This window comes from Pseudomonas sp. CLCA07 (assembly GCF_053615335.1).
This window is the reverse complement of record NZ_CM132131.1, coordinates 6,169,756-6,194,033: the sequence shown is the minus strand read 5'-3', so window position 1 is coordinate 6,194,033 and position 24,278 is coordinate 6,169,756. Positions and strand designations below refer to the sequence as shown.

Annotated in this window: 14 protein-coding genes; 3 read left to right on the top strand and 11 right to left on the bottom strand. The window is 59.6% G+C overall.

Annotation, left to right across the window (positions count from 1 at the left end; genetic code table 11):
* Nucleotides 1-203 precede the first annotated feature (203 nt).
* Nucleotides 204-1,358 (top strand): MalY/PatB family protein, encoded by a 1,155-nt coding sequence (locus ACWGZX_RS28405; protein WP_452626444.1) that lies wholly within the window; start codon nucleotides 204-206, stop codon nucleotides 1,356-1,358.
* 133 nt (nucleotides 1,359-1,491) lie between these two features.
* On the opposite strand, the gene ACWGZX_RS28400 is transcribed toward ACWGZX_RS28405, so the two are convergent.
* Entirely contained in the window at nucleotides 1,492-3,414 is a 1,923-nt protein-coding gene (locus tag ACWGZX_RS28400) for a PAS domain S-box protein (protein ID WP_452626443.1), read from the bottom strand.
* 147 nt (nucleotides 3,415-3,561) lie between these two features.
* Here ACWGZX_RS28400 and ACWGZX_RS28395 point away from each other — a divergent pair, with 147 nt between their 5' ends.
* Nucleotides 3,562-4,314, top strand: a complete 753-nt coding sequence (locus ACWGZX_RS28395) for a DJ-1/PfpI family protein (protein ID WP_452626442.1) — start codon at nucleotides 3,562-3,564, stop codon at nucleotides 4,312-4,314.
* Here ACWGZX_RS28395 and ACWGZX_RS28390 read toward each other — a convergent pair.
* The 3 genes from ACWGZX_RS28390 to ACWGZX_RS28380 form a co-directional block, all read right to left on the bottom strand.
* The gene (locus ACWGZX_RS28390) at nucleotides 4,295-5,194 is read right to left on the bottom strand and encodes a zeta toxin family protein (RefSeq protein ID WP_452626441.1); all 900 of its coding nucleotides are present in this window, start codon (nucleotides 5,192-5,194) and stop codon (nucleotides 4,295-4,297) included. The two genes, ACWGZX_RS28395 and ACWGZX_RS28390, sit on opposite strands and share 20 nt — an antisense overlap.
* 128 nt (nucleotides 5,195-5,322) lie before the next feature.
* Nucleotides 5,323-7,611 carry an ATP-dependent DNA helicase gene (locus tag ACWGZX_RS28385; RefSeq protein WP_452626440.1) on the bottom strand — a complete coding sequence of 763 codons (2,289 nt, stop codon included), beginning with the start codon at nucleotides 7,609-7,611 and terminating at the stop codon, nucleotides 5,323-5,325.
* The gene (locus tag ACWGZX_RS28380; protein ID WP_452626439.1) at nucleotides 7,608-9,275 is read right to left on the bottom strand and encodes a VRR-NUC domain-containing protein; all 1,668 of its coding nucleotides are present in this window, start codon (nucleotides 9,273-9,275) and stop codon (nucleotides 7,608-7,610) included. The genes ACWGZX_RS28385 and ACWGZX_RS28380 overlap by 4 nt, the downstream gene beginning before the upstream one ends.
* A 171-nt stretch (nucleotides 9,276-9,446) precedes the next feature.
* On the opposite strand from ACWGZX_RS28380, the gene ACWGZX_RS28375 reads away from it, so the two are divergent.
* Nucleotides 9,447-9,671: a YgdI/YgdR family lipoprotein gene (locus tag ACWGZX_RS28375; RefSeq protein WP_452626438.1), complete on the top strand. Its 225-nt coding sequence runs from the start codon at nucleotides 9,447-9,449 to the stop codon at nucleotides 9,669-9,671.
* Between the two features lie 133 nt (nucleotides 9,672-9,804).
* Here the strand turns inward: ACWGZX_RS28375 and ACWGZX_RS28370 are convergent, their stop codons facing one another.
* The 7 genes from ACWGZX_RS28370 to ACWGZX_RS28340 form a co-directional block, all read right to left on the bottom strand.
* Nucleotides 9,805-11,658, bottom strand: a complete 1,854-nt coding sequence (locus ACWGZX_RS28370; protein ID WP_452626437.1) for a polyurethane esterase — start codon at nucleotides 11,656-11,658, stop codon at nucleotides 9,805-9,807.
* 96 nt (nucleotides 11,659-11,754) lie between these two features.
* Nucleotides 11,755-13,443, bottom strand: a complete 1,689-nt coding sequence (locus ACWGZX_RS28365) for a polyurethane esterase (protein WP_452626436.1) — start codon at nucleotides 13,441-13,443, stop codon at nucleotides 11,755-11,757.
* Nucleotides 13,444-13,464: 21 nt separating this feature from the next.
* The gene (locus ACWGZX_RS28360) at nucleotides 13,465-16,512 is read right to left on the bottom strand and encodes an autotransporter domain-containing protein (RefSeq protein ID WP_452626435.1); all 3,048 of its coding nucleotides are present in this window, start codon (nucleotides 16,510-16,512) and stop codon (nucleotides 13,465-13,467) included.
* 231 nt (nucleotides 16,513-16,743) lie between these two features.
* A complete protein-coding gene (eprS, locus tag ACWGZX_RS28355; RefSeq protein ID WP_452626434.1) occupies nucleotides 16,744-19,707 on the bottom strand; it encodes an autotransporter serine peptidase EprS in 2,964 nt (987 codons plus the stop codon).
* Nucleotides 19,708-19,807: 100 nt separating this feature from the next.
* A complete protein-coding gene (locus tag ACWGZX_RS28350) occupies nucleotides 19,808-21,169 on the bottom strand; it encodes a TolC family outer membrane protein (protein WP_452626433.1) in 1,362 nt (453 codons plus the stop codon).
* A gap of 2 nt (nucleotides 21,170-21,171) precedes the next feature.
* Nucleotides 21,172-22,506, bottom strand: coding sequence for an HlyD family type I secretion periplasmic adaptor subunit (locus tag ACWGZX_RS28345; protein WP_452626432.1), 1,335 nt, complete (start codon nucleotides 22,504-22,506; stop codon nucleotides 21,172-21,174).
* Nucleotides 22,503-24,278, bottom strand: coding sequence for a type I secretion system permease/ATPase (locus tag ACWGZX_RS28340; RefSeq protein WP_452626431.1), 1,776 nt, complete (start codon nucleotides 24,276-24,278; stop codon nucleotides 22,503-22,505). The genes ACWGZX_RS28345 and ACWGZX_RS28340 overlap by 4 nt, the downstream gene beginning before the upstream one ends.

Below are 24,278 nucleotides of genomic sequence, written 5' to 3'. Positions count from 1 at the left end.
ATGTAGGAGCTGGCTTGCCAGCGAAGACGGAATGTCAGGCAACATAGATGTTGAATGTCAAACCGCTTTCGCTGGCAAGCCAGCTCCTACAGGGGTATGTGATTCAAACCATTTACCGCTTTCGCCGGCAAGCCGGTCTCGCTCCCACAGGGATTGGCGATTATCATGGCCGGCATCACCCACCCGCTGTTACGAGACTGCGCATGACTTTCGATTTTGATCAGGTGTTCGACCGCCATAACACCGGTAGCACCAAATGGAGCCGCTACCCGGCCGACGTGCTCCCGATGTGGGTGGCCGACATGGATTTTGCCGCGCCGCCGATGATCATCCAGGCCCTGCAAAAACGCCTGGAACACCCGATGGTCGGCTACAGCGTGGCCCCGGATGACTTGCGCGACGCCATCGTCACCGACCTCTGGAACAAATACGCCTGGCGCGTCGAACCGCAAGAGCTGATCTTTTTGCCGGGAGTCGAGTCGGGCTTCAACATGGCGCTCAAGGCGCTGGTCCAGCCGCAACAGAACGTGGTGGTGCAGGTGCCCAACTATCCGCCGCTGCGCCACGCGCCGGGTCATTGGGGGCTGAACAAGGTCGAGCTGAATTTCGATGAGCAGGCTGACGGTACCTACACTACCCCGCTCGCCAGCCTCAGCCAGTCGCTGCAAGGTGGTGGCGCGCTGCTGCTGAGCAATCCGCACAACCCGCTGGGCAAAGCCTTCCCGAGAGACGAACTGCGAGCGATTGCCGACATCTGCCTGGAACAGGGCGCCTGGATCATCTCGGACGAAATCCACGCCGAGTTGTGCTTCGACGGGCGCAAGCATATACCGATGGCAACGCTCAGCCCGGAAATCGCCCGGCACACGATCACGCTGATGTCGGCGAGCAAGGCCTACAACATCGCCGGCTTGAAAACTTCGTTCATGATTATTCAGGACCGCGCCTTGCGCGAGAAGGTCAACCACGCCCGTTGCGGCATGGTCGACAGCGTCAACCCGCTGGGCCTGTTAGCCACCCGCGTCGCCTACAGCGAAGCCGGGCCATGGCTGGCGGAACTGAGCGCCTACCTGCAAAGCAACCGCGATTACCTGGTCGACGCCGTCCGCACCCGCCTGCCGGGCGTCACCATGAACGTCCCGCAGAGCACCTACCTGGCGTGGCTCGATTGCTCGGCGCTGGGGCTGGACAACCCACAGCAGTTCTTCCTGGAAGAAGCCAAAGTCGGTTTGAGCCCTGGCCTGGATTTCAGCGATGACACCCGGCAATTCGTGCGCCTGAATTTCGGCTGCCCGCGCGCGTTGCTTGAGGAAGGCATTGCGCGGATGGAGCGCAGCTTGCGTAATCGCAAGGTCTGACAAACACAACCAATCGCCCCTGTAGGAGCGACGGTAATCTCGCTGCTTGACTCGATCCGTAGCAGCTGGCGGAGCCTGCTGCTACAAATGCGTATTCGTGTAACTGACCGGCATTGTGGCAATTCAAAGGCAATCACTTCATAGCCTGGGCAATGACATCTACCAGATTGAGTTGGGTATATGGTTTGGACAAGCGCGGGAGCATGGTCGCGAAACCTTCCAGGCGTTCGGCGTAACCGGTGGCCAGGATGATCGGCAGGTCGGGTTTCTTCAGCCGGATGGCCTGTGCCAATTGCGCGCCATTCATGTGCGGCATGGCCATGTCGGTGATCACCAGGTCGATGTGCTGCTCGCTCTCGAACAGTTCAAGCGCTTTCGCACCGGATATCGCAGCGATTACCCGGTGACCCAGATCCTCCAGCAACAGCCCGGTACTGGTTAACACCAGGCTGTCGTCGTCCACCACCAGCACACACAGCTGCGCCACCGGCGCTGATTGTTCTTCTTCGATAACGGGCCTGTTGTCTGACGCAGGGGTCGCGACAGGGATCCACAGTTCAGCGGTGGTGCCTATGTCCTTACGGCTCTTGAGAATTAACCGCCCACCCAGTTGTTCGATAAAACCATGCACCATCGACAGCCCCAGGCCCGTGCCTTTACCCACCCCTTTGGTGGTGAAAAACGGGTCCATCGCCGACGCAAGCGTTTCCTCATTCATCCCTTCGCCCGTATCGGTAACGCTCAGGCAAACATAAGAGCCTTCCTTCAGGGATAACGCTGTTTGATCGCCCGGCTCCGCTTTCTTGGCTGTGATGACGATTTCACCACCGTCGGGCATGGCATCCCGGGCATTGGTGACGAGGTTCAAAACGGCCAGTTCGAGCTGGTTGACGTCAGCCATGACCGGCTCAAGTTCTGCGCAAAAGTGCGTTTCGAGGACTACTGAAGGCCCGAGGGAACTGCGTAACAACCCACTGATACCTTCTATCAGTGCGGGTATTTCCACGGATTCGAATTTGAGTTCCTGACGTCTGGCAAAGGCCAGCATGCGCTGAGTCAGGGATACACCGCGCAAGGCGCCTTGGCGGGCATTGTCGACCAGACGGGTCAGTTTCGGATCATCCCCTATCCGTTTGCGCACGATTTCCAGATTGCCGAGGATGACCGTCAACAGGTTGTTGAAGTCGTGGGCGATCCCGCCGCTGAGTTGGCCGATGGCCTGCATTTTTTGCGCCTGGAACAACGCCTCGCGAGTTCGCTCAAGGTCTTGCTGGGCCAGGGTCGCCTCGGTGATGTCACGGGTAATCTTGGCAAAACCCAGCAACGTGCCGGTGTCGCCCCAGATCGGGTCCACCACGACGTGAGCAAAAAACCGTGTACCGTCCTTGCGCACGCGCCACGCCTTGTTTTCGAATCGCCCCTCCCGTATGGCCGTCTCCAATGCCCGTTGCGGTTCGCCGGCTTCTCGGTCTTCAGGGGTGTAAAACATTGAAAAATGCTGGCCGATGACTTCTTCGGGCCGATAACCCTTGATGCGCTGGGCGCCCTGATTCCAGTTGGTCAGGCGCCCATCCGGGGAAAGCATATAGATGGCATAGTCCGTGACGCTTTGAACCAGCAACCGGAACTGCTGTTCGCTTTGCTTGAGGGTTTCCTCGCCCATTTTGCGGTCGGTGAGGTCGCGGGTGATTTTGGCAAATCCCAGCAGCTTGCCGGTCGGGTCCAGAATCGGGTCAATCACCACGTGCGACCAAAATCGCGTGCCGTCCTTGCGCACCCGCCAGCCTTCGCCTTCAAAACGACCTTCATTAATCGCCGTGTCCAGCGCGCGCTGGGGTAAACCGGCACGTCGATCCTCTTCGGTATAGAACCGCGAGAAGTGCTGGCCGAGAATTTCCGCTTCCTCGTAGCCTTTGAATCGCCGGGCGCCAGAGTTCCAGCTGGTGATGATGCCGTCGGGATCGATCATGTAGATCGCATAATCCACCACAGCATCAATCAGCAGGCGAAAGCGCATCTCCTCGATGGAATTGGTTTTGGACGGCACATCACTCATCGATTACACCCGCAACTATCGTTTTGATGGAGTATGCGGCAAACCGTGGGTTTGGAAAGCCGCAGCACGCGTGTTCAGTGGAGTGCAGGCAGCAGAACACCTATGCTCGACGCCAAACGCCATCTTGGGCGGATATAAGGCGCCACCATGATCCTGATTCTGTTACCAACCTGCGACTACGACCCGACCGAGAGCAGCGTGCCCTGGCAAGCGATGCGCAGGGCCGGGTTCGAGGTGTGTTTTGCCACACCACAAGGTTTGCCTGCCTACGCCGACTCGCGCCTGGTGGATATCGGTTTTGGTCCGCTCAACCCTTTGCTGATGACACGCAAACCCGACCTCGCCAGTTATAGGCAGATGATCGAAGACGCGTCATTTCGTAAACCACTGTCCTATGACGATGTCGACCCGAGCAAATTCGACGGCCTATTGATTCCTGGTGGCCATGCCAAGGGCATGCGCACACTGCTGGAATCCACTCAGGCACAACGGATTGCCTTGCACTTTTTCGCCGCAGACAAACCAGTGGCCGCGGTGTGTCACGGCGTTCTGTTACTGGCCCGTACCGTGAATCCCGATACCGGGTTTTCTATATTGCGGGGTCGCAAGGTCACCGCGCTGGTGGCCAACACCATGGAATTACCTGCCTGGGCAATGACCGCGCCCTGGCTTGGGCGCTACTACCGAACCTACCCGCAGACCGTCGAGGCGGAAGTCACCTGCGCCCTTTCCAGCCCCGCAGATTTCCTGCGGGGCCGATTTCTCGCCGTACGTGATTCAGCGGACCAGCCACAACGAGGCTTTGTCGTGCGTGATGGCCAGTTATTGACTGCTCGCTGGCCGGGAGACTGTCATCGCTTCGCCGCCGAATGGGTACGACTTATCGGTTCACGTATTTGACGATGTAGGCATGCAGGTCGTTGTAGACGTAGTCAGGCACCAGCGCAGCGTGTGCCTGGGTTTTGAGTAACGCCAAGTGGCATGTCTTTACCATCTCGTCGCGTTCCCTCAGGGTGTAGACGTGGTTATTGATAATGCTGGCATAGGTGCTGCAAACGGTCGGTGCCGTTGGAGGGGTTATCTCGGTCGCGTCTTTTGTATAAGTCTTCTGGAAACGCGAAACCCGCTCTTTCAACCCGCCGAGCCCACGTTCATAGACCGTGATCTGTGAGCCGCTGACCGCTTTCGAGGCGGTTTCAAAGGCCAGGATGATCGCCTGCGCGTTACTCATGCTGGTATCCAGCGCCGACAAGGTGACGAACCTTTCGAGTTGCTGTTTTTTCAGGCTGCTGAGGGCTCTTTTGATGCTCGAGACGTGAGCGAACGCTTGATTGCAGCCAACGATATGGGTCTCGAACTGATAACCGGCTGCAGTTGCCAGGGGTGGAAAGGCGGCAAAATCGAGGCTGTCGAACGCACACTCCATGATGATGTTGTATTTGAGGGTGAAGGCTTCGGTGAAGATCTTGGCGCTGACCTCGCGGACAAAGGCTTCTGTCTGCTCATAGGCATGCAGTACGCCGAGCTTGATCATCTCGGCGTACTGGGGGTGTTTTTGTCGGTACTCGGGCAAGTAAAGACGGACAAAACACTGATAGCGCGTGGAAGGTAGAAGGCTGTTTTCCAATAGATAGGTTTTGCCTGAGCCTTGCAGCCCGGCAACGATCAGTATTTTGGGGGTTGCCTGGGCGGTGATGCCGCGGAATAACGTCGCTTTGATTTCATTGAATGCGGCAGTGACCTGCTCCGGGGTGTAGGCGTAGTTTGGTGCAACTGACATACCCTGATTTCCTTATCAAAGAATCGCTTGAAAGTGATTGCCTGCCCTTTGAATAAAGCGGTGATTCGCTGTTTGTTCAAATGGGCGTGTCTTTCAAGATATGTCACTGTTTTTCAAAGTAAAAAATCCTACTCGATAGCGCGAAAATGCGCCGGTTCAACCGACCACCAACGTGGCAATAACTGTTTAACCTTACTGTCGCCAAACCGGTCATCAATGAGCATCACCACCCCCTGATCCTGCTGGGTACGGATCACGCGCCCGGCGGCCTGCACCACTTTTTGCACCCCTGGAAACAGATAGGTGTAGTCATAACCGGCACCGAAAATGGCAGCCATGCGGTGTTTCAACTGTTCGTTGACCGGATTGAGTTGCGCAAGACCCAGCGTGGCGATGAACGCGCCGATCAACCGTGCGCCAGGCAAATCGATGCCTTCACCAAACGCGCCGCCCAACACCGCAAAGCCGACGCCTTGGCTGTGCGCGGTGAACTGGTCGAGAAACTCCTGACGCTGCGCTTCCCCCATACCCCGGGACTGCGACCACAGAGTGATGTGTGGGTGACGCTCGGCCAGCAACTGCGCCACTTGCTGCAAATAATCGAAGCTGCTGAAAAATGCCAGATAGTTACCGGGGCGTTCGCCAAATTGCCGGGCGATCAGCTCGACAATCGGCTCAAGCGACGCCTGCCGGTGGACGAAGCGTGTCGATATCTGGCTGACGATGTGTACTTGTAGCTGATCAGCATGAAACGGCGACTCGACATCAATCCACACCGTATTCGCGGGGGTGCCCAGCAGGTCGACGTAGTAATGCCGCGGGCTCAGAGTCGCGGAAAAAAGTACAGTGCTGCGCGCAGCGGTCAGGCGCGGGCGGATGAAACCGGCCGGCACCACATTGCGCAGGCACAACTGTGACAGTTGGCGCGGGCGGTCGAGGTCGCGTTTGCTGATGTCGAACAGGAACTGTTCATCGAAGAGTTCGGCCACCCGACAAAATTGCAGCATCTCGAAGTAGAAACTTTGCAGCGAGCTGTCCAGACCCTGCGGGTGATCGTTGAGGTAGTCACCGATGCTCGCACTACACGACAACAAGGCTTGAAGCAGTTTTTCCGGCGGTCTGTCGTACGCCTGATACGCGCCGGATTGCAGGTTATGCAGGTTATGCAGGGCATTCCATTCCCGATTGACCCGCTGCAAGGATTTTTTCAGCGGCTCTGGCGCGGTTTTACGTACTCCATTGAGGGTCGACTGATCAAGGCTGGCGCTGTACATCTGCCGGCCGCGTTCCACCAGGTTGTGGGCCTCATCGACGAGTACCGCGACCGCCCAGTTATTGGCTTGGGCCAGCCCGAACAACAGCGCACTGAAATCGAAGTAATAGTTGTAGTCCGCGACCACCACGTCGGCCCAACGGGCCATTTCCTGGCTCAGGTAATAGGGGCAAACCTCGTGCGCCAGTGCCACCTCGCGTAAAGCGCTCTGATTCAACAGGCTCAGCTCACTGGCGGCCTGACGAGCGGCTGGCAGGCGATCATAGAAACCCCGAGCCAAGGGGCAGGATTCGCCGTGGCAGGCTTTGTCCGGGTGCTCGCAGGCCTTGTCCCGGGCGATCATCTCCAACACCCGAAGTGGCGGCGCATCGGCGCTTTGCAGGATCACCTGTGCAGCGTCCAGCGCGAGTTTTCGCCCCGGCGTTTTGGCGGTGAGGAAAAACACCTTGTCCAGTTGCTGCGGCGCCAAGGCCTTGAGCATCGGGAACAGCGTACCCACGGTTTTGCCGATGCCGGTCGGCGCTTGCGCCATCAGGCAGCGCCCGGTGCTGACGGCTTTGAACACGGATTCGGCCAGATGCCGTTGCCCCGGACGAAACCCGGCATGGGGAAAGGCCAATTGCTGCGCCGATTGATTGCGCGCCTCACGATGGGCCATTTCCTGTTCAGCCCAGTGCAGAAACAGCGCGCAATGATGTTCGAAGAACGGTTGCAGTTGCTCAGCGCTGAATGCCTCGACCAGACAGGTTTCTTTTTCGCTGACGATGTCGAAATACACCAGCGCCAGGTTGATCTGCGCCAGCTCCAGTTTCCTGCACATCAACCAGCCGTAGATCTTCGCCTGCGCCCAGTGCAAATGCCGGTGGTTGGGCGGTTGTTTGCTCAAGTCACCGCGATAGGTTTTGACTTCTTCCAGGCAGTTTTGCCCGGGGTCATAGCCATCCGCCCTGCCCTTCACGCTCAAGGTTTTATACGTGCCTTCCAGGGCGACTTCACTTTGATAACCGTCGCTGCGCCGGGACGCCACCGTGCGGTGCCCGACGATGCCTTCCAGCGCCGTCGGTGACGGGGTAAAACGCAGGTCCAGGTCGCCGATCTTGGCGGTGAATTCACACAGTGCCCGTACCGCAATGCTGTAGCTCAAGCGGTCTGCTCTGCCCATTGCACGTAACAGACGGCAATGGGCATCTGATGCTCATGACAGAACTCAAGCCAGCGCAATTGGTTGTCTTGTAGCCGGTCGCCGGGGCCTTTGACTTCGATCATGCGGTAGGTCTTGTGCTGCAGCCAGAACTGGATCAGGTCCGGCATCCCGGCCCGGTTGGCCTTGATGTCCAGCAACAGGCGGTTGAACCAGTGCTTGAGGTGTTCCGCCGGCAGGCAATCGAGTGCCTGATCCAGCAACGTTTCGTTCAGTACGCCCCAAAACACGAAGGGCGACTGCACGCCCCACTTGGCGGCATATCGCTCGCGAATCGTCTGCCGGTAACGACCGTCATCGAGCTCCGCAAGGCACGCCTCGAACAGTTCGGCACGACGCGCGCAGAAGTCTTCATGCAACAGATCGACGGGCCCGCGCTGGAACGGGTGAAAAAACGCCCCCGGCAGCGGCGCGAAAATGGCCGGCCAGCACAACAACCCGAACAGTGAGTTGATCAGGCTGTTCTCGACGTAATGCACCGGTGCCTGCTCTTCCGCCAAGTGTGCCTGTACGTAATTTTCCACCGACAACGCCAGATCGGTTCTGGGCAGATGAAGGTCCAGGCGCTGCATAGGCCGCGGGGCTGCCCGCTTGAGCGCCGGACCGCCGAGTTTGCGCCGCAGTCTGGGCAGCACGCGTAGCAAATGTTGATGCTCGGCGGCGCTTTCCGGCAATTGCTGGGCCTGCGTCGCCAAATCCAGGGCGAGCTGATAGTCACCACAGCGTTCCAGTACGCGAATCAGTCGCACGCGTGCGCCGGGATAGGCGCAGTCGCGGTATATCGTCAGTGCGCTGGCGAAATCGGCGATGCGCTCGCAGTGCTGACCGATCTGAAACAGCAACTTGTCGCGACGACGTTGCAGCCATGGATTGCCGAGTGTCAGCCCATTGATTTGCTCGACGATGGATGCCAGCGGCTCGCCCGCCTCGAAATGCAGCTGGCATTGGTTCAGGAACAGGCAGGCGTCGACGTCCTCACGGCTGCGCAAGCCACGGGATTCGACGCTGAATTCGACTTTTTCATAGGTAAAAATGCCGAGGTCGGCCAGTACAAACTCCGACCAGTCCTGATACAGGTTGCCGAAGAACATCAGCCGAAACCGGTCACACAGGTCCATGACGGTCAGGGTGAACAGCCGGTCATTCAGTGCCGGGCACCATTGGGCAAAACTGTGTGCCTCGGGAAACTGTTCACTCAGCAGGGGAAGCCAATCACTTTTTTTACCCTTTGGCTGATCAATGACAGCGCCGAAGCACTGAACAATCTCGGGTTTGAGCAGCACATCGAACAGCTCCTCGATGTGCAAGGGCGATACTTCATCGATCCAGCCTGCCGCCAGCAACGGCTCGGCAGCGCTGGCGATGTCACCGATCTCGACGTAATTCAGTTTGCCGGCCCTGAAATGCACGCCCTTGCGCATCACCATTCTGACCAGCAGCGCCCGCGACTCCCTTGGTAGCCGAGAGAAATCACAGATGAAGGCTTGTTCTTCTACACTTAATAGATCGGCATATCGATGTTCAAGCCAGTCAAGCACTTGCATGAAGTTGTTAAGGTAATAGAACGGATCGTCGAGGGGATTTGCAGTCACAGGGAAAAGCGCCATGGCAAGCGAGTACTGGTTATGCGTACAGATAACAGTTACCCGCGGTGCGATGCAAACGGAAAAGGATAAGCGGCGGCGATATTCGGTCATTTTCAGGTGGGCATCGAACTCTATGTCGATCGATGACATCAACCGCAATAGAGGTATTTTTCAGCATTGTGAGAGGTGGATATGAACATCAAAACCCTGGGTTTACCGCTGGCCACGGCAACCTTGTTAGCCTTGACCGGCTGCTCGACGCCGACGATCGTGACCTTGCAAAACGGCACCCAGTATTTGACCAAGGACATGCCGGATACCAAGAATAAGGACGGTTTCTACGAGTTCGAGGATATTTCAGGCAAGACGGTGAGGGTCAATGCCAAGGACGTGGCCACGATTCGCCCGGAAGAGTGAAGACCGCGTTATCGTTCATCGTCGGAACGCCGCCCGGAGCCGGCTCGCCCCCACAGTGAATCTCTGGTGTTCACAAGATCCATGTGGGAGCGGGCTTGCCCGCGAAGGGGCCCTTACCGGCACCCCATAACCATCAGGCAATCACAATCCCTGAGCCCGACAAACTGTCCAGCCCCACCCCCACCAACGTCACCGAATCCCCGCCAAACGTCAGCACCGTGTCTTGACCCACCGCCGCGGCATGCGCCCGAACATCATCATTGGGCACCACCCCCTGAACCCCAAGAAACACCAGTTTGTCGTTCGCCTGATAACCCACGACCCGGTCCTGACCAAACGCACCACTGAACAGGAACGTATTAACCCCGCCTCCCGATTCCATCAGGTCATTCCCTGTCCCGCCAACAAAAACATCGTTACCCCCGCCGCCGATCAGATGGTCATTACCGTCCAGACCAAACAGCCAGTCGCCAGTCGCCTGCGCCTTAAGCGTATCGGCCCCGATGCCGCCCTTTACCGATGAGGCATACGCGGTCAGGTTGTTGCCGGCCACAAGACCATTGGCCGTCACACTGTGCGTCACGTCATCTTTGAACAACCCCCACAGGAACCCCGGCTCCTTGCTGACGAGGCTGCCAATGTCACGGGTGATGCTGATACCGCCACCTGCATCGCGCAGATACAACGTGCCAGCACCATCATTGGCGAATTCAACGGATTTCACCGACTGCTGCAACTCCAGCACATTGTTGCCCTTGCCGCCGAGCAGGATGTTGTAGCCGCCACCGTCGCGGAAGGTGTCGTTACCGTCGCGCCCCTCCAGGTAGTCGTTGCCTTTGCCGCCCTGGATCAGGTCGTTGGCGTCGCTGCCGATGATGAACGTACTGCCCTTGTGGGTTTCAGCATTGCGATTGAGGTCCTGAACCCAAGTGTTGGCACGCGCCGGGTCGGACAGATTGGCAACGATGATCGTCGAGTCCTTGCTGGTGAGGTCGTAGAACTTCGATTCGATGACCCGGTTCATGCCATCGCCGTAAGCAGTGGGCAAATGCGAGATCCAGGTCGGGATGTTGAGGATGGAATACGGCAACACATTCCACGCCGTCGACGCGTAGTGATCGTTGAAGCTGACGATGTTATCGGTCGCCGACGCTTTGGCAGCATCGTGCACGCCCACCGACGACAGGTTGAACGATGAACCGTCGAGCGCGCGAAATACCGGGTCGTTCTCATAGCCGACGTTGAGCACTTTGTCGGTGCCGCTTTGGGTTGGCGACGCGTAGGCGATGTAGTTGGAATCCTGGAAGAACCCGCCCCACTTGCCCGTGCTCAAGTCAGCCATGCTGTTGACCGCCAGCCCGCCGAGGCTATGGCCGCTGACCAGGACGTTTTGACCCGACAGGCCATTGGCCTGGGCAAACGCCACAACGTCGCCGAGCAGGTTGCCGAACGCTTCGCCGACGTAGTTTTTCGCATAGTCCTTGGGGCCCAACGCCGCCAGCAGGTCGTTGATCACGTCACCAATGGAGTCGCCGATCAGGGTTTCCCGTGGGCCGCTGGTGCCGCGAAAGGCGATGCCGATTTCGGTCAGATGTCCTTGGGTATCGTACTTGCCGAGGATCTCGACTTGCGCCGTGGTGTAACCGGCCTTCTCACCGAAGAAGGTTCCGCGCGCGTCGACTTTGCCGTCATAGCCCAATTGCGAGGCGGTGATCGGTGTCCAACCGGCTTTTTGCACCGCATCCAGTGCCGCTTTTTCCGAATCCGGGTTCCAGGGTATGCCGGGGATGACGCCCTGGGAGTCGGTACCGCCCAGCAGCGCGGTGACCAATGTCGCGGGCAAGCCCAGGCCAAAACCGTTGTGCTGATAGCCGGTGGCAAAGCCGTTATCGAGGTTGTGATAGGAATACAGCGTGATCGCCATGGCGTCGCTAAACAACGCCTTGGAGTCTGCTGCACCGAAGTTTTTGTAGTCGTACACACCCATTGGTATTGCCTCTCTTTTATTGGAATTGTCAGAGATGGCTCACAACCGGGACGCCTCACTCACGAAGCGCCCCGGAGCCTTTAGTGCAAGCAGCCGTTACGCAAACGTGATGCCTGAAGCCGACAGGCTATCCAGCCCGACGCCGACCAGCGTTACCGCAAAGTCACCCACCTTGAGCACGGTGTCATGACCCGACTGCGAAGCATGCTGCTTGTAGTCATAACCCTGCCCCGCGCCTTGAACGCCCATGAACACCAGTTTGTCGCTGCCCTGGTAGCCATTGATCGCATCGAAACCGAAGGCGCCGCTGAACAGGAACGTGTTCTGGCCACCGACGGTGTGCATCGTGTCATTGCCTGTGCCACCGACGAAGGTCACGTGGCTTTTGTCGCTGCGCAGCAAGTCGTCGCCGGCATTGCCGAACAACCAGTCCCCGTCGACGCTGGCCGCCAGTGAGTTGCCGTAGGCGTCACCGTTGAGCGAATGGTTGTAGTGAGTCAGCTCGGTGCCGTTGAGCAAACCATTGGCGGTGACGTTGTACGTCACGTCCTGGGTGCTCCACCACGAACCGGACTCCTTGCCGACCAGTGCGCCGATGTCGCGGGTCATGCTGATGCCTCCGTAGGCATCACGCACATACAGGGTGCCGTCGCCATCGTTGGCTACGCTGAAGTTCTGTAGCGGCTTTTGCAATTCGAGGGTATTGCTGCCCTTGCCGCCCAGCAGGATGTTGTAGCCGCCGTCATCGCGGAACCGGTCGTTGCCGTCACGGCCTTCGATGAAGTCATTGCCGGCGCCACCCTTGAGCAAATCGTTGCTGTCGGTACCGATGATGAACGTGCTGCCGGTATGCGGCTCACCGCTGCGACCAAGGTCCTCGACCCAGGTCTTGCCCCGGGCCGATTCCGTCAGGTTGGAAACGATCAGCGTCGAGTCCTTGCTGGTCAGGTCGTAGAAGCTCGAGTCGATCACCCGGTTCAAACCGTCGGCGTACCCCAGCGAACCGTGCGCCGACCAGTTCAGGGGATTGAGGATGCTGAACGGCACCAGATTCTGCGCGGTGGACGCGTACTGGTCATTGAAGTTGACGATGTTGTTGGTCGCCGACTCTTGATGACCGTCGTGCTTGCCCAGCGAACCGCTGCTGAACGTGGTGCCGTCGAGCACGCGAAAGACCGGATCGTTCTCGTAACCGATGTTCAGCACGTTGTTGCCGGTGGCGCTTTGGGTCGGAGAGGCGAAGGCCACGTAGTTGGCATCCTTGAAGAATCCGCCCCAATTGTTACCGCTCAGCTCGGCGAGGCTGTTGACCCCCAGCCCGCCAAGACTGTGGCCGCTGACCAGCACATCCTTGGCCGTGATGCCATGGGCGATGGCAAACGCGGCAACGTCCTTGAGCAAAGTGTCGAACGCATTTTTCGTGTAGTTCTTCGCATAATCCACCGGTCCGATGGCGGCCAGCAGGTTGTTTTTCATGTCACCAAAGGTGTCGCCATACCCAAGGCCGCCGGTGCCGCGAAAGGCTATGCCGATCCCGATCAGCTTGCCTGCCGCGTCGTATTTGCCAAGCACTTCGGCCTCGGCACTGGTGAAACCGTCCTTCTCGCCATAAAAGGTGCCCTGTGTGCCGACCTTGCCTTGATAACCCAATGCCGTCGCTTGAATCGGTGCCCACGCGGTCGCCGGTAGCGGCTGGCCCGTCGGCGTGTACGCATACAGCGTCAATGCGATTGCATCGCTGTACAGCGCCTTGCCATCGGCCTGTTTGTAATCAAAAAGTCCCATGTTGTCGCTCCCTTTGCGTGATCAGAACTGCCAGTCCAGCGTCAGGCCCACACCGTGGTCTTTCTCGTTGGAACCGATCAGGCCGTTGTAATCCAGGCTCACACGAACATCCTGTGCCACCGCCAAACCGGCGCGGGCGCCGATCACGGCGGCGTTGCGGTCCAGCGACACGCTTTGCACGCTGAACGCGGTATTGCCGTTGGCAAACGCCAGGTGATCTTCGGACTGGGTGCTGCTCAGGTTGTGCTGCCAGCCCAGCGTGCCGGAAAGTTCCAACTGCTGTTTGTCCGACAGGGCAATCGCTTTGCTCGCCCGCAGGCCCAGGGTGGAAAGCAGGGCGTCACGGTTGTCTTCACCGCCCTTGAGTGCGGCCGCGTCACCTTTTTCGGTGAAGCTGTCGCTGTTCAGGTGCACATAAGCCAGATTGGCGAACGGTTCCAGCGCCAACGGTTGAACGTCCAGGCGATACGCCGCTTCAGTAAACAGTTGCGCAGTTGTGGCGTCGATTTTGGACTTTTGTTTGCCGCTCACGTCACCCAATTGCAGATCGCGTTTCACGTCGATGCGATGCCAGCTGTAAGCGCCGCCGACACTCAATCGCAGTGCGTCGAGTTCATGACCCAGGTAAGCACCCAAGTGATAGCTGTCGACCGAGGCTGACGAATGCGTGCCATCGCCCATGCTCAACGAGCTGTCGCTATAACCGGTAACGAAACCCAGTCGTGTGTCTTCGCTGATCAGGCCGTCAACCCCGGCCAGCAAGCCGCCGATGGAGCTGTTGGAACTGGCGTTGTCATGCCCGCCATCGCTCTTGCCCCAGGCACCGAGCACTTTGAGCCAGGCATTGCTGCGGTCATCCGTCGGCGCTGCGGTGTCAAACAGATCGTGTTCACGCAAACGCTCACCGACGGCATCACGCAGGTAACGGCTGTCGTTGATCAGCAGCGTACCGATGGCCGGATAAATCTCGCCGGACAGTTGCTGGAAGGCTTGCTGAGCGACGGCGGCAGTCGGCGACAGCAGCAAGGTTTCGTACAGCGCGTTGCCTGCGCCCAGTTGTTCGGCTGCAGCGGCCACGGCGCGTTGGTTCGGTGTCTGGCCAACGCTGGCGAAGGAAGCAGCGTTGCGCTCGATGGCCAGTTGAATGCCGGTGGCCGAGTAGTCGAGCGATCCGCCAATGAACAAGTAATTAGGCACCACTGCACCGAAGCGCCCTTCGATCCCGCCGGCCGCTTGCAGGATGTTGTACTGATTGCCGAGCAGGGATTCCACTTCGCGGGGGGTCAGCAACGTCGGGCTGTTTTCCAGGGACAGGCTGACGGTGGCGCCGTCGATCACGGCTTTGCCGCCGGCGACGATCTGGTCACTGCTGGTGGGCGACAATTCCACGGCGTACGTCGAGCCTGGCTCGAAGGTTACATCGCCCGCCACTTGCAAGGTGCCGATGGAGTTGCCCGGCGCCACGGTGCCGCCGCGTTTGGCGGTCAATCCGCCGATGCGACCGTTGCCGCCGAGGATCCCGCTGTCATTGACGGTGACCGTTGAAGCCAGCGAACCGTTGATCGCCAATCGTCCCTGATTGACCAGCGTCGGTCCAGCGTAGGTGTTGGCGCCAGACAAGACCAGCGTACCAATACCCTGCTTGGTCAGGCCGCCATGACCGGAGATGTCGTTGCGCCAGACATCGAGTCCGCAGTGCACATCGTCGCACACACGCTCGGTGGGTTTGCCGGCGTCGATGATCGCGCCGATGCCTGGTAAATCGGCAACAAACTGGCTGGAGCCGTAGGCGCCCTGAATGCGGAATTCTTCGGGAATGTCCTGCTCGGTGACCAACATCCCCGGGCCATCGATACCTTTGCGTAAGTTGATCATGCCCCAGCCGTACAACGCGTCGACGCCCGGTGCGCCCAGGTCAGTGGCTGTGGTGCGCAGCACGCTGGCGACCTGAGCACCGGTCAGGTAAGGGAAGCGTTCCATCAGCACCGCCATAGAGCCTGCGACATGCGGCGCGGCCATCGAAGTGCCGTTGTAATTGGCGTAATCGGTGGTGAGGTTCTCGGCGTTGGTGCCACCGATAACCGAGCTGTAAATTTTGCTGCCGGGCGCCGACACGCAAAAGCTGGCGGTGTAGCCGCAGCGCGATGAGAACGTACTGATGGTGTAGGGGTTCGGGCTGGTGAGGTCCGGGTTCTTTTGCAAGGCCGCAACGGTCACCCAGTTCGGCGCAATTTCCGGAACGAAATAACCCAGGCCGGCAATGGCATCCGGGTTGTTGAGGTTGTAGTCGTTGCCAGCGGCGAAGATCGTCACGATGCCGCTACGTGCGGCAGCCATTGCACCGTCATAGGCACCGCCCGGTTTGGTCCCGAGCAGTGGCTGGATCTCGTTGAACTGCAACTGAGCATCCTGCACGGTGAAATGCGGGTACGCCGGGTCGCGTCCGCCGAGGTCGAAGCGATCCGTAATGCCAATGCCCCAGCTGTTGTTGATGATCCGCGCGCCGCTGGCGATCAGGGCATCCCAACCGGCCTTGTACACCGCGCCGTCGTTGCCGCGAATAATGCCGTCCTCCGGGCCCGGATCACCGTTGTCAGCGCTGATGATTTGCGCGCCGAACGCTACACCGTGCATCGGGCCACCATCACGGCTGCCGGCAGCGATCCCGCCAACGTGGGTGCCGTGGGCGCCGAGCTTGCCGTTGGAGCCGACGGTAGGCGTGCCGTCATACCGAAACGCCTCCCCGGCTTTGACCGGAATGTACGGGTCGGTGTATTCGCGGATGCCGCTGGTGACCAGCGTGATCACTTTATTGGCCCCGGAAAACTCCGGGTGCTGGGCGTAAACCGGCTGGTCGAAAATCCCCAGTTTCACGTCTTTACCGCTGTAGCCGGCGGCGTAGGCCTCTTGAGCGTTGATCGCGCCCAGGCCCCAGTCAGCGTTGAATTCGGCACTGCGCCAGCTGTTAGGGTCTCCCGCTCTACCGTTTTCCACGTAGGGTTCGGCGTGCGCTGTGCCGAGTGTCGCCAGTGCGCAGAGCACGGTCAGTGTGTTGTGCTTGTTATTCATCCAGCTACCGTCCTTAGTTGTGTTGCAAAAATCCCTGTGCCTTGAAAAGCACCTTCAAATTCACCCAAATCCCTGTAGCAGCTGCCGAGCACCGCGAGGCTGCGTTCGGCGGCGAAGCCGTCGTAAACCCTGCATGCAAGGTTTTCCTGACACACCGCACTCTCTGATTTCACGACGGCTGCGCCGCCGAACGCAGCCTCGCGGTGCTCCGCAGCTGCTACAGGGGTTGCGTTAAAACTGCCAATTGAGGCTGAGCCCTACTCCGTGGATGTTCTCGCGGTTGGCCAGTTGCCCGGTGTAATCGAGGTTCAAGCGCATGTCCCGGGTCAGGGCCAGGCTGGCATGGGCGCCGACCAGTGCTGCATCACGCACCATGGGTGAACTTTCCACCAAAAACGGCGTGCTGCCGCTGGCGAACGCCAGGTGTTCCTCGGAATCGGTATTGCTCAGGTTGTGTTGCCAACCCAGGCTCGCGCTCAGGTCCAGCTGCTGCTGTGCGGACAGGTTCACAGTTTTCAGCGCGCGCGCACCCAACGTGCTGAGCACCGCGTCACGCGTGTCACCGCTGCTTTTCAGCGCGGCCGCATCACCTTTCTCGGTAAAACCTTCTGTGTCGAGGTGCACGTAGGCCAGATTGGCAAAAGGCTCCAGAGCCAAGGGTTGCAGGTCCAGCCGATACGCCGCTTCGCCGAACACCTGGGTGGTTCCGGCATCGATTTTGGTTTTCTGCCTGGCGCTGACTTCGCCGTATTGCAGGTCACGTTTGACGTCGGCGCGATGCCAGCTGTAGGCACCGCCAGCGCTCAGACGCCAGGCACCCGACTCGCGGCCGGCGTAAGCGCCGAGGTGATAGCTATCGACCTGGGCCGATGAATGCGTGCCCGAACCCATGTTCACCGAGCTGTCGCTGTAACCGGTGACCAGTCCGATGCGGGTTTGCTCATCCAGTGTCCCATCGACTCCGGCGAGCAAGCCGCCAATCGACGTCGTATATCCGGCGGTGTCATTGCGGTCATCAGTCTTGCCCCAGGCACCCAGCGCCTTGATCCAGCCATTGCTTTGAGTGCCTTTGGCCTCCACCAGGCGTTCACCCACGGCATCACGCACATAACGACTGTCATTGAGCAGCACCGAAGCCAGCGCCGGGTAGATTTCACCGGACAACTGCTGGAACGCCTGTTGTGCCGAAGTGGCGGACGGCGACAGCAACAGGCTTTCGTAGACGGGATTCCCCGCCCCCAGCCCTTCAACGGCAGTGGCAACGGCGCGTTGATTGGGCGTTTGCCCGACGCTGGCGAAAGACGTGTCGTTGCGTTCGACACTCAGTTGAACACCGCTCGCGGCGTAATCGAGGCTGCCGCCAATAAACAGATAGTTGGGCAACACCGCGCCGAACTGGCCTTGAATACCGCCAGCGGCTTGCAGGATGGCGTATTGATGCCCCAGCAGGCTTTGCACTTCGGTGGCGCTGAGCAGGGTCGGGCTGTTTTCCAGTGACAGCGTCACCGTCGCGCCGCCGAGCGTGGCAGTTCCACCGGCGACAATGCGATCACTGCTGGTGGGCGAGAGTTCGACCGCGTAAGTCGAACCCGGCGCGAACGTCACGTCACCCGTGACCTGCAAGGTGCCGATTGAATTGCCGGGCGCCACCGTTGCGCCGCGATTGGCGCTCAATGCACCGATGCGCCCCGAACCACCGAGCGTACCGCCGTCATTGACGGTCACACGGGAGGTCAGTGAGCCGTTGACCGCGAGTAAGCCTTCGTTGACCGTGGTCGGTCCGCGATAGGTATTGTCGCCGGTCAACATCAGCTGCCCGGCGCCGGACTTGATCAGGCTGCCTTCGTAAACGCGGCTGGCGGCAGCGGCATCACGCGTCATGCCGACCGCGTAATCCGTCTGATCCTGCTGACTGGCGCCCACCGGTACGCCGCTCTCCCAGCCTTTGTTTTTCAGCGTCTGCTGCCAGGCACTCCGTTCGGCGAGGTCTTCAGATTGACGTTGAATCAAGGCCTTGTCGGTGATGCCATTGCTCCAGACATCGCTCTGCCCTGCCCCCAGATTGGCATCGAAACGCCCAAGCAATTGTCCCGGCCCGCGCATCGCCCGCTCAAGGTTGGCCACGCCCCAGCCAACCCGAGCGTTTGGTGCATCGGTGATCGAACCGTCCAGCTGAGTGGCCGTGGTCAACAGCGTTTCAAGGGCCTGTTGGTTGCTCATGTACGGGTAACGTTCCATCACCAGCGCCAGTGCGCCGGTCGCATGCGGCGCTGCCATCGAGGTACCGGACTTGATCGCGTAGCCACCATCGGGAATGGTGCTGTCGATCTTCGCGCCGGGCGTGGTGATGCACCAATACTTGGCGAGCCCGCACTGGTTGTATTTCTGCTGATTGCCTTGATCCAGCCCCGATACCGCTAACCAATGGCCCTCCAGATCCGGCTGAAAATACGGCAACGCCGAGCGCACGCTGGCGTTCGGATAGCCGCTATTGCCGGCGCTGAACACGTTGATTACGCCACGCCGCGAAACGTCAGCCGCGGCATCCATCCAGGTGTCTTTGTTCCAGTGTTGGGCGTAGGCCGCGTGCAAGTCGTCGAGGGTGCGGTAACTGACGTCCGGCGGCTGGCTGCCCCAACTGTTGTTGATCGCTCGCACACCGGCATCGGCCAGGGCGTTGTAGACCGCTTTGAAATAGTGCGGATCGGGATTGGGGCCGAACAGGAAACTGTCGTTCTTGTTGGTGTTGCCGACATAGAGCTGCGCGTTATACGCCACGCCGTGCATGCCGAATCCATCGCGAGAGGCGCCGATGGTGCCAGCGACGTGGGTGCCGTGAGAATCGTTGTTGGGGTTGAGCGTGCCGTTGACATTGAACACAGTACCGTCGACATAGCTGCCGCTGGCGGTCACCGCGTGGTAACGGTCGGTGGCGAATTCGGGATGGGTGGCATCGAAACCGGAATCAAGTTCGCCGACTTTCACGCCTTTGCCGGTGATACCGGCGGCGTAAGCCTGATCCGCCTGCATGCGGGCCAGGCCCCAGTCACGCTGGAATTCTGCGCTGCGCCAACTGGCGGCGTCACCGGGTTGTCCGGTTTCCAGGTAGGCAGCCTGCGCAGCGCCAGACATTGCTGACACCAGCAACAAGAGTGTGCCTACCGAGATCGGGTTATTGGAGACTTCCTTGTTCATGACTACTCGCTTTTTTGGCGTTTTTAGAATTCTGGTTTCCCGTTGGGAGCAGCACCGCATCTCCCTGTAGCAGCTGCCGAAGGCTGCTACAGGTCCATCATTAGGTCCTCGGGCCTTGGCCGAACGCTTCGTCGACCCTGGCCAGATCCTGTTCATTCAACGTTCCGGCGTAGTAGTGCAACCGGGTCCAGGCCATCAAGTAGTCGTAGCGTGCCTGCGCCAGATCGCGGCGGGTGGTAAATAGTTGTTGTACGGCGTTCAGCGCATCCAGATTGACGCGCTCGCCACCCAGGATGCTTTGCCTGGTCGACACCACCAGCGCTTCGGCAGCCGTCAGGGCCTTTTGGTAGGCGCGCAGCTTGCTTACACCGGACAGGCAGGCGCTGAACTGTCGGCGCAGCTCGATCAGGGTTTCGCGGGTTTTGCCATCCAGTTCGTACTCGGCCTGTTCCATGGTGCGGCTGGCCTGGCGTGTGGACGCCGACACCCCGCCGCCGGCATACAGCGGCACGTTGACTTCGATGCCAATGGTGTTGGTGTCGTAGCGCTGGTTATAGGTGTTGCCGCTTTCCGATTCGTTCTGACGCACCGAAGCATAGGCACTGACTTTCGGCAGATGCCCGGCGCGGTTGCGTTCGACTTCGTAACGCGCCACTTCCACTGCCTGGCGCTGGGAGGCCAGGTTCGGGTTGTTGGCCACGGCCATTTCGTGCCAGGTGTCGTAGTTGGCCGGTTGCAGGCTGAAGGTCTGGAAGTGCGGGGCCAGCGGCGCCAGGTCTGTGATGTCGATCACCGGCACGCCAATCAGCGCGCCGAGTTCGCGCAAGGACGCGTCCTGCTCGTTGCGCGCCTCGATCTCTTCAGCGGTGGCCAGTTCGTAACGGGACTCGGCCTCAAGAATATCGGTGCGAGTGCCTTCGCCCTGGTGAAACATCTGCTCGTTCTGCTGGAACTGCTGTTCGTAGGCTTGCTTCCTGGCCAACGCAATGTCGATCTGATCCTGAGCAAACAACGCCTTGGTGTAGTTCTCCAACACACGCACCAGCAATTGCTGGCTTTTGCCGCGAAAGGCTTCATCGGCAAACAACGACTGGGCCACGCCTTTGCGATACGCCGCGTAGGCTTCGTAATCGATCAAAGGCTGTTGCAGGGTCAAGGTCGAACCGTAACTGCTGTAATTGCGGTCATCCGTCTGATTCTTCCGGTACTCATTGAGGTAAGTGGCCTTGGACGAGTTGCGCCCCTTGTTGTAGTTGTACGCCACCCTTGGCAGCAAGCCAGCACGGCCGATGATGCGGTTTTCAAGACCGGCATCACGCTCCTTGAGCGCACCCAGGAACACCGGGTCATTGCGCAACGCTTGCTCGTAAATATCGAACGGCCCCATGGCCATCACGCTGTTGCACGTCAGCAACGTCAGGGTCGCTACGAGCCTGGAAAGCTTATTCATACAACCGGACATCCTTATTCCTCGGTCAACGCGGAGCCGGCCCGGTCGAGCAGCGGTTTGAACAGATAATTGAGGAGTGAACGTTCACCCGTACGCACGAACATTTCCGCCGGCATACCCGGTTTGATCACCAGGCCATTGAGCTTTTCCATGGCCTGGTCGCTGACGCTGCTGCGCAGCACGTAATACGGCGCGCCGGTTTTTTCGTCGACCATCTGGTCGGCAGAGATCAGGCTGACTTCGCCGGGCACTCGCGGCGTGCGGCTCTGGTTAAACGCGGTGAACAGGATGTCCACGGGCAAATGGGTGCCGACCTTGTCGACCAGATTGATCGGCAAGTGCCCTTCCACTTCCAGGCGGGTGCCCTGCGGCACAATTTCCAGCAAGGTGTCGCCCTGGCGCACCACCGCGCCTTCGGTGTGCACCCCGAGGTTGACCGCGATGCCGTCGGCGGTGGCGATGATCTCGCTGTGTTGCAAATTGAACCCGGCGGAGGTCAGTTGCTCCTTGAGGGTCACGCTCTTGAGTTGCGCGTCGGCCAGTTGGGTGCGGACCTCTTTCTGATACTCCTCGATGTGCTGTTGCAGCTTGAGTTTCGCTTCGAGGATGCCCTGCTCCACCCGGCCGCTTTCGCCGGTGTTCTCGGCCAGTTGCTGCTGCACTTGCGACAGCTGGCGCTGGTATTCCATCAGCCGGTTGCGCGGGATGTAGCCGTTATCCGCCAAGGGCTGAAGATTGCTCAGTTGCTGTTGCAGCGAGTTGGCCTGGGCCGTCAGGTCGGTACGCGCGCGACGCATGCCAGCCAATTGCGCGGCGGCGCCTTCCATGTTGGCGCGCAACCCGCCCTGCTCGCGGAAATAGGCTTCGCGACGGCTGCTGAACAATTGCCGCTGGCCTTCGAGCACCAACGCCAGTCGCGGGTCAGCGTCCTTGCTCAGTTCGGCCGGGAAATGCACTTGCTTGAGGTTGTCCCGTTCGCTTTCCCAGCGCGCAACGCTGGCCCAGGCCATGCGGTACTGCGCCTGTAGCGAATCGACGTCAGCCGCGACCTGAGTCTGGTCGAGTTGGAACAGCGGCTGGCCCAGCTTCACCACTTGCCCCTCGCTCACCAGAATCCGGCTGACCACGCCGGGGCTTATCGATTGCACGGCTTTGCGCTTGCCCGATACCACGACCGTGCCCTGCACCGGAATGCCTTGATCGAGCGGCGCGAGACTGGCCCAGGTGAAGAAACTGCCCGCGCCGACAATCGCCAGAATCCAGCCCATGCGGGCGAAGAAGCGCGCATCGTGCTCGGGGCGTTCGGCGATGCAGTCGTGTTCCATCGTGGCTTCGTTGCGGTGATTCATACGCCCGAACTCCTTGTCGAGGGCTGATACTGTCGGCTCATGCTCAGTCCACCGGGTGCCTGCGGCGCTTTTTCCCGCTGTTGTTCCTGGGCGCCGGACAGTGCTTTTAATACCTCCTGGCTCGGGCCGAACGCCTGCAAGCGCCCGTCGTTAAGCACCAGCAGTTTGTCGGCCTGAGCCAGCGCCGAAGAACGGTGGGTAACCAGAATCACACTGGTGCCTTGCGCTTTCATGTGCGCGATGGCACTGGCCAACGCGGCTTCGCCCACGGTGTCGAGATTGGAGTTCGGTTCGTCCAGCACCACCAGACGCGGGTGGCCATACAGGGCGCGAGCCAGTGCCAGCCGTTGCTTCTGGCCGCCGGACAAACCGCTGCCGTCCTCACCCAGCACCGTGTCGTAGCCTTGCGGCATGCGCAGGATCAGTTCGTGGACGCCGGCCTGTTGCGCGGCTTCAACGACTTTTTGCGGATCGGTTTCGCGAAAGCGGGCGATGTTTTCGGCAATGCTGCCGCTGAACAATTCGATGTCTTGCGGCAGATAGCCGATGTAGGGGCCGAGGTCGTCGCGGTTCCAGCGATGAATGTCCGCGCCGTCGAGTCGAACCGTGCCGCCGAGAGTGGGCCACACGCCGACCAGCACCCGGGCCAGTGTCGATTTTCCTGAGCCGGAAGCACCCAGCACGCCCATCACTTCCCCTGCGCCAAGGTTGAAGTTGACCAGGTGCAGCGTCGCCATTCGCTGACCCGGCGGCGCGGCGCTGACCTGTTCGAAGGTGATCTGCCCTTTCGGCGCCGGCAGCGCCATGGCCTCTTCACTCGGTGGAAAGGCTTGCAGCAACGCGTCCAGACGACGGTAGGCCAGCTTGGCGCCGCTCCACTGTTTCCATACGGCAATTAACTGATCGATGGGGCTCAGGACGCGGCCCATCAAAATCGAACCGGCGATCATCATCCCGGCGGTCATGTCGCCCTTGATCACCAGCAGCGCGCCCAGCCCCAGGACCAGGGATTGCAGGCACAAACGCAAGGTTTTACTCAAGGAACTGATGACCGCGCCGGTGTCGCTGGCCTGGTTCTGCAGACCGAGAAAACGTGAATGCACGTCAAACCAGCGCTTGCGCAGCGCGCCGAGCATGCCCATCGCTTGAATGGTTTCGGCGTTATGCAAGTGACTGGTAGCCAATTGGCTGGACTGCTGGGAAAAACCGGCGGCTTCGCCCAAGGGTTTTTTGGTCATTGCTTCGTTCAGGCACGCGAGGCCAATCAATACCAGCGCGCCCACGGTGGCAAACACCCCGAGCCAGACGTTGAACAGGTAGATCACGAACAGATAGACCGGAAACCACGGTGCATCGAAGAAGGCAAACAGCGCTGGGCCGGTGACGAACTGGCGGATGTGCGTCAGATCCCCCAGCGACTGGCCGGCGTTTCCCTCACCTTTGAACAGATTGCGCTCGAACGCGGCTTGATAAACCCGCAGGTTGAAGCGTCGTTCCAGTTGGCTGCCGATGCGGATGACGATGAAACTACGGATGATCTCAAGCAAACCGATGAAGGCAAAGAAACCGACCACCATCAACGACAGCATGGCGAGCGTCGTTTCATTTTGCGAAGACAACACACGGTCGTAGACCTGGAGCATGTAAATCGACGGGACCAGCATCAGCACGTTAATTAACGCGGTAAAACAGCCAACGCTGATCAGGATGCTCTTGTAGTCGCCCAATGCTTTGAATAACGGTGCACTTAGCGGGCTCTTTGACATCTTCAT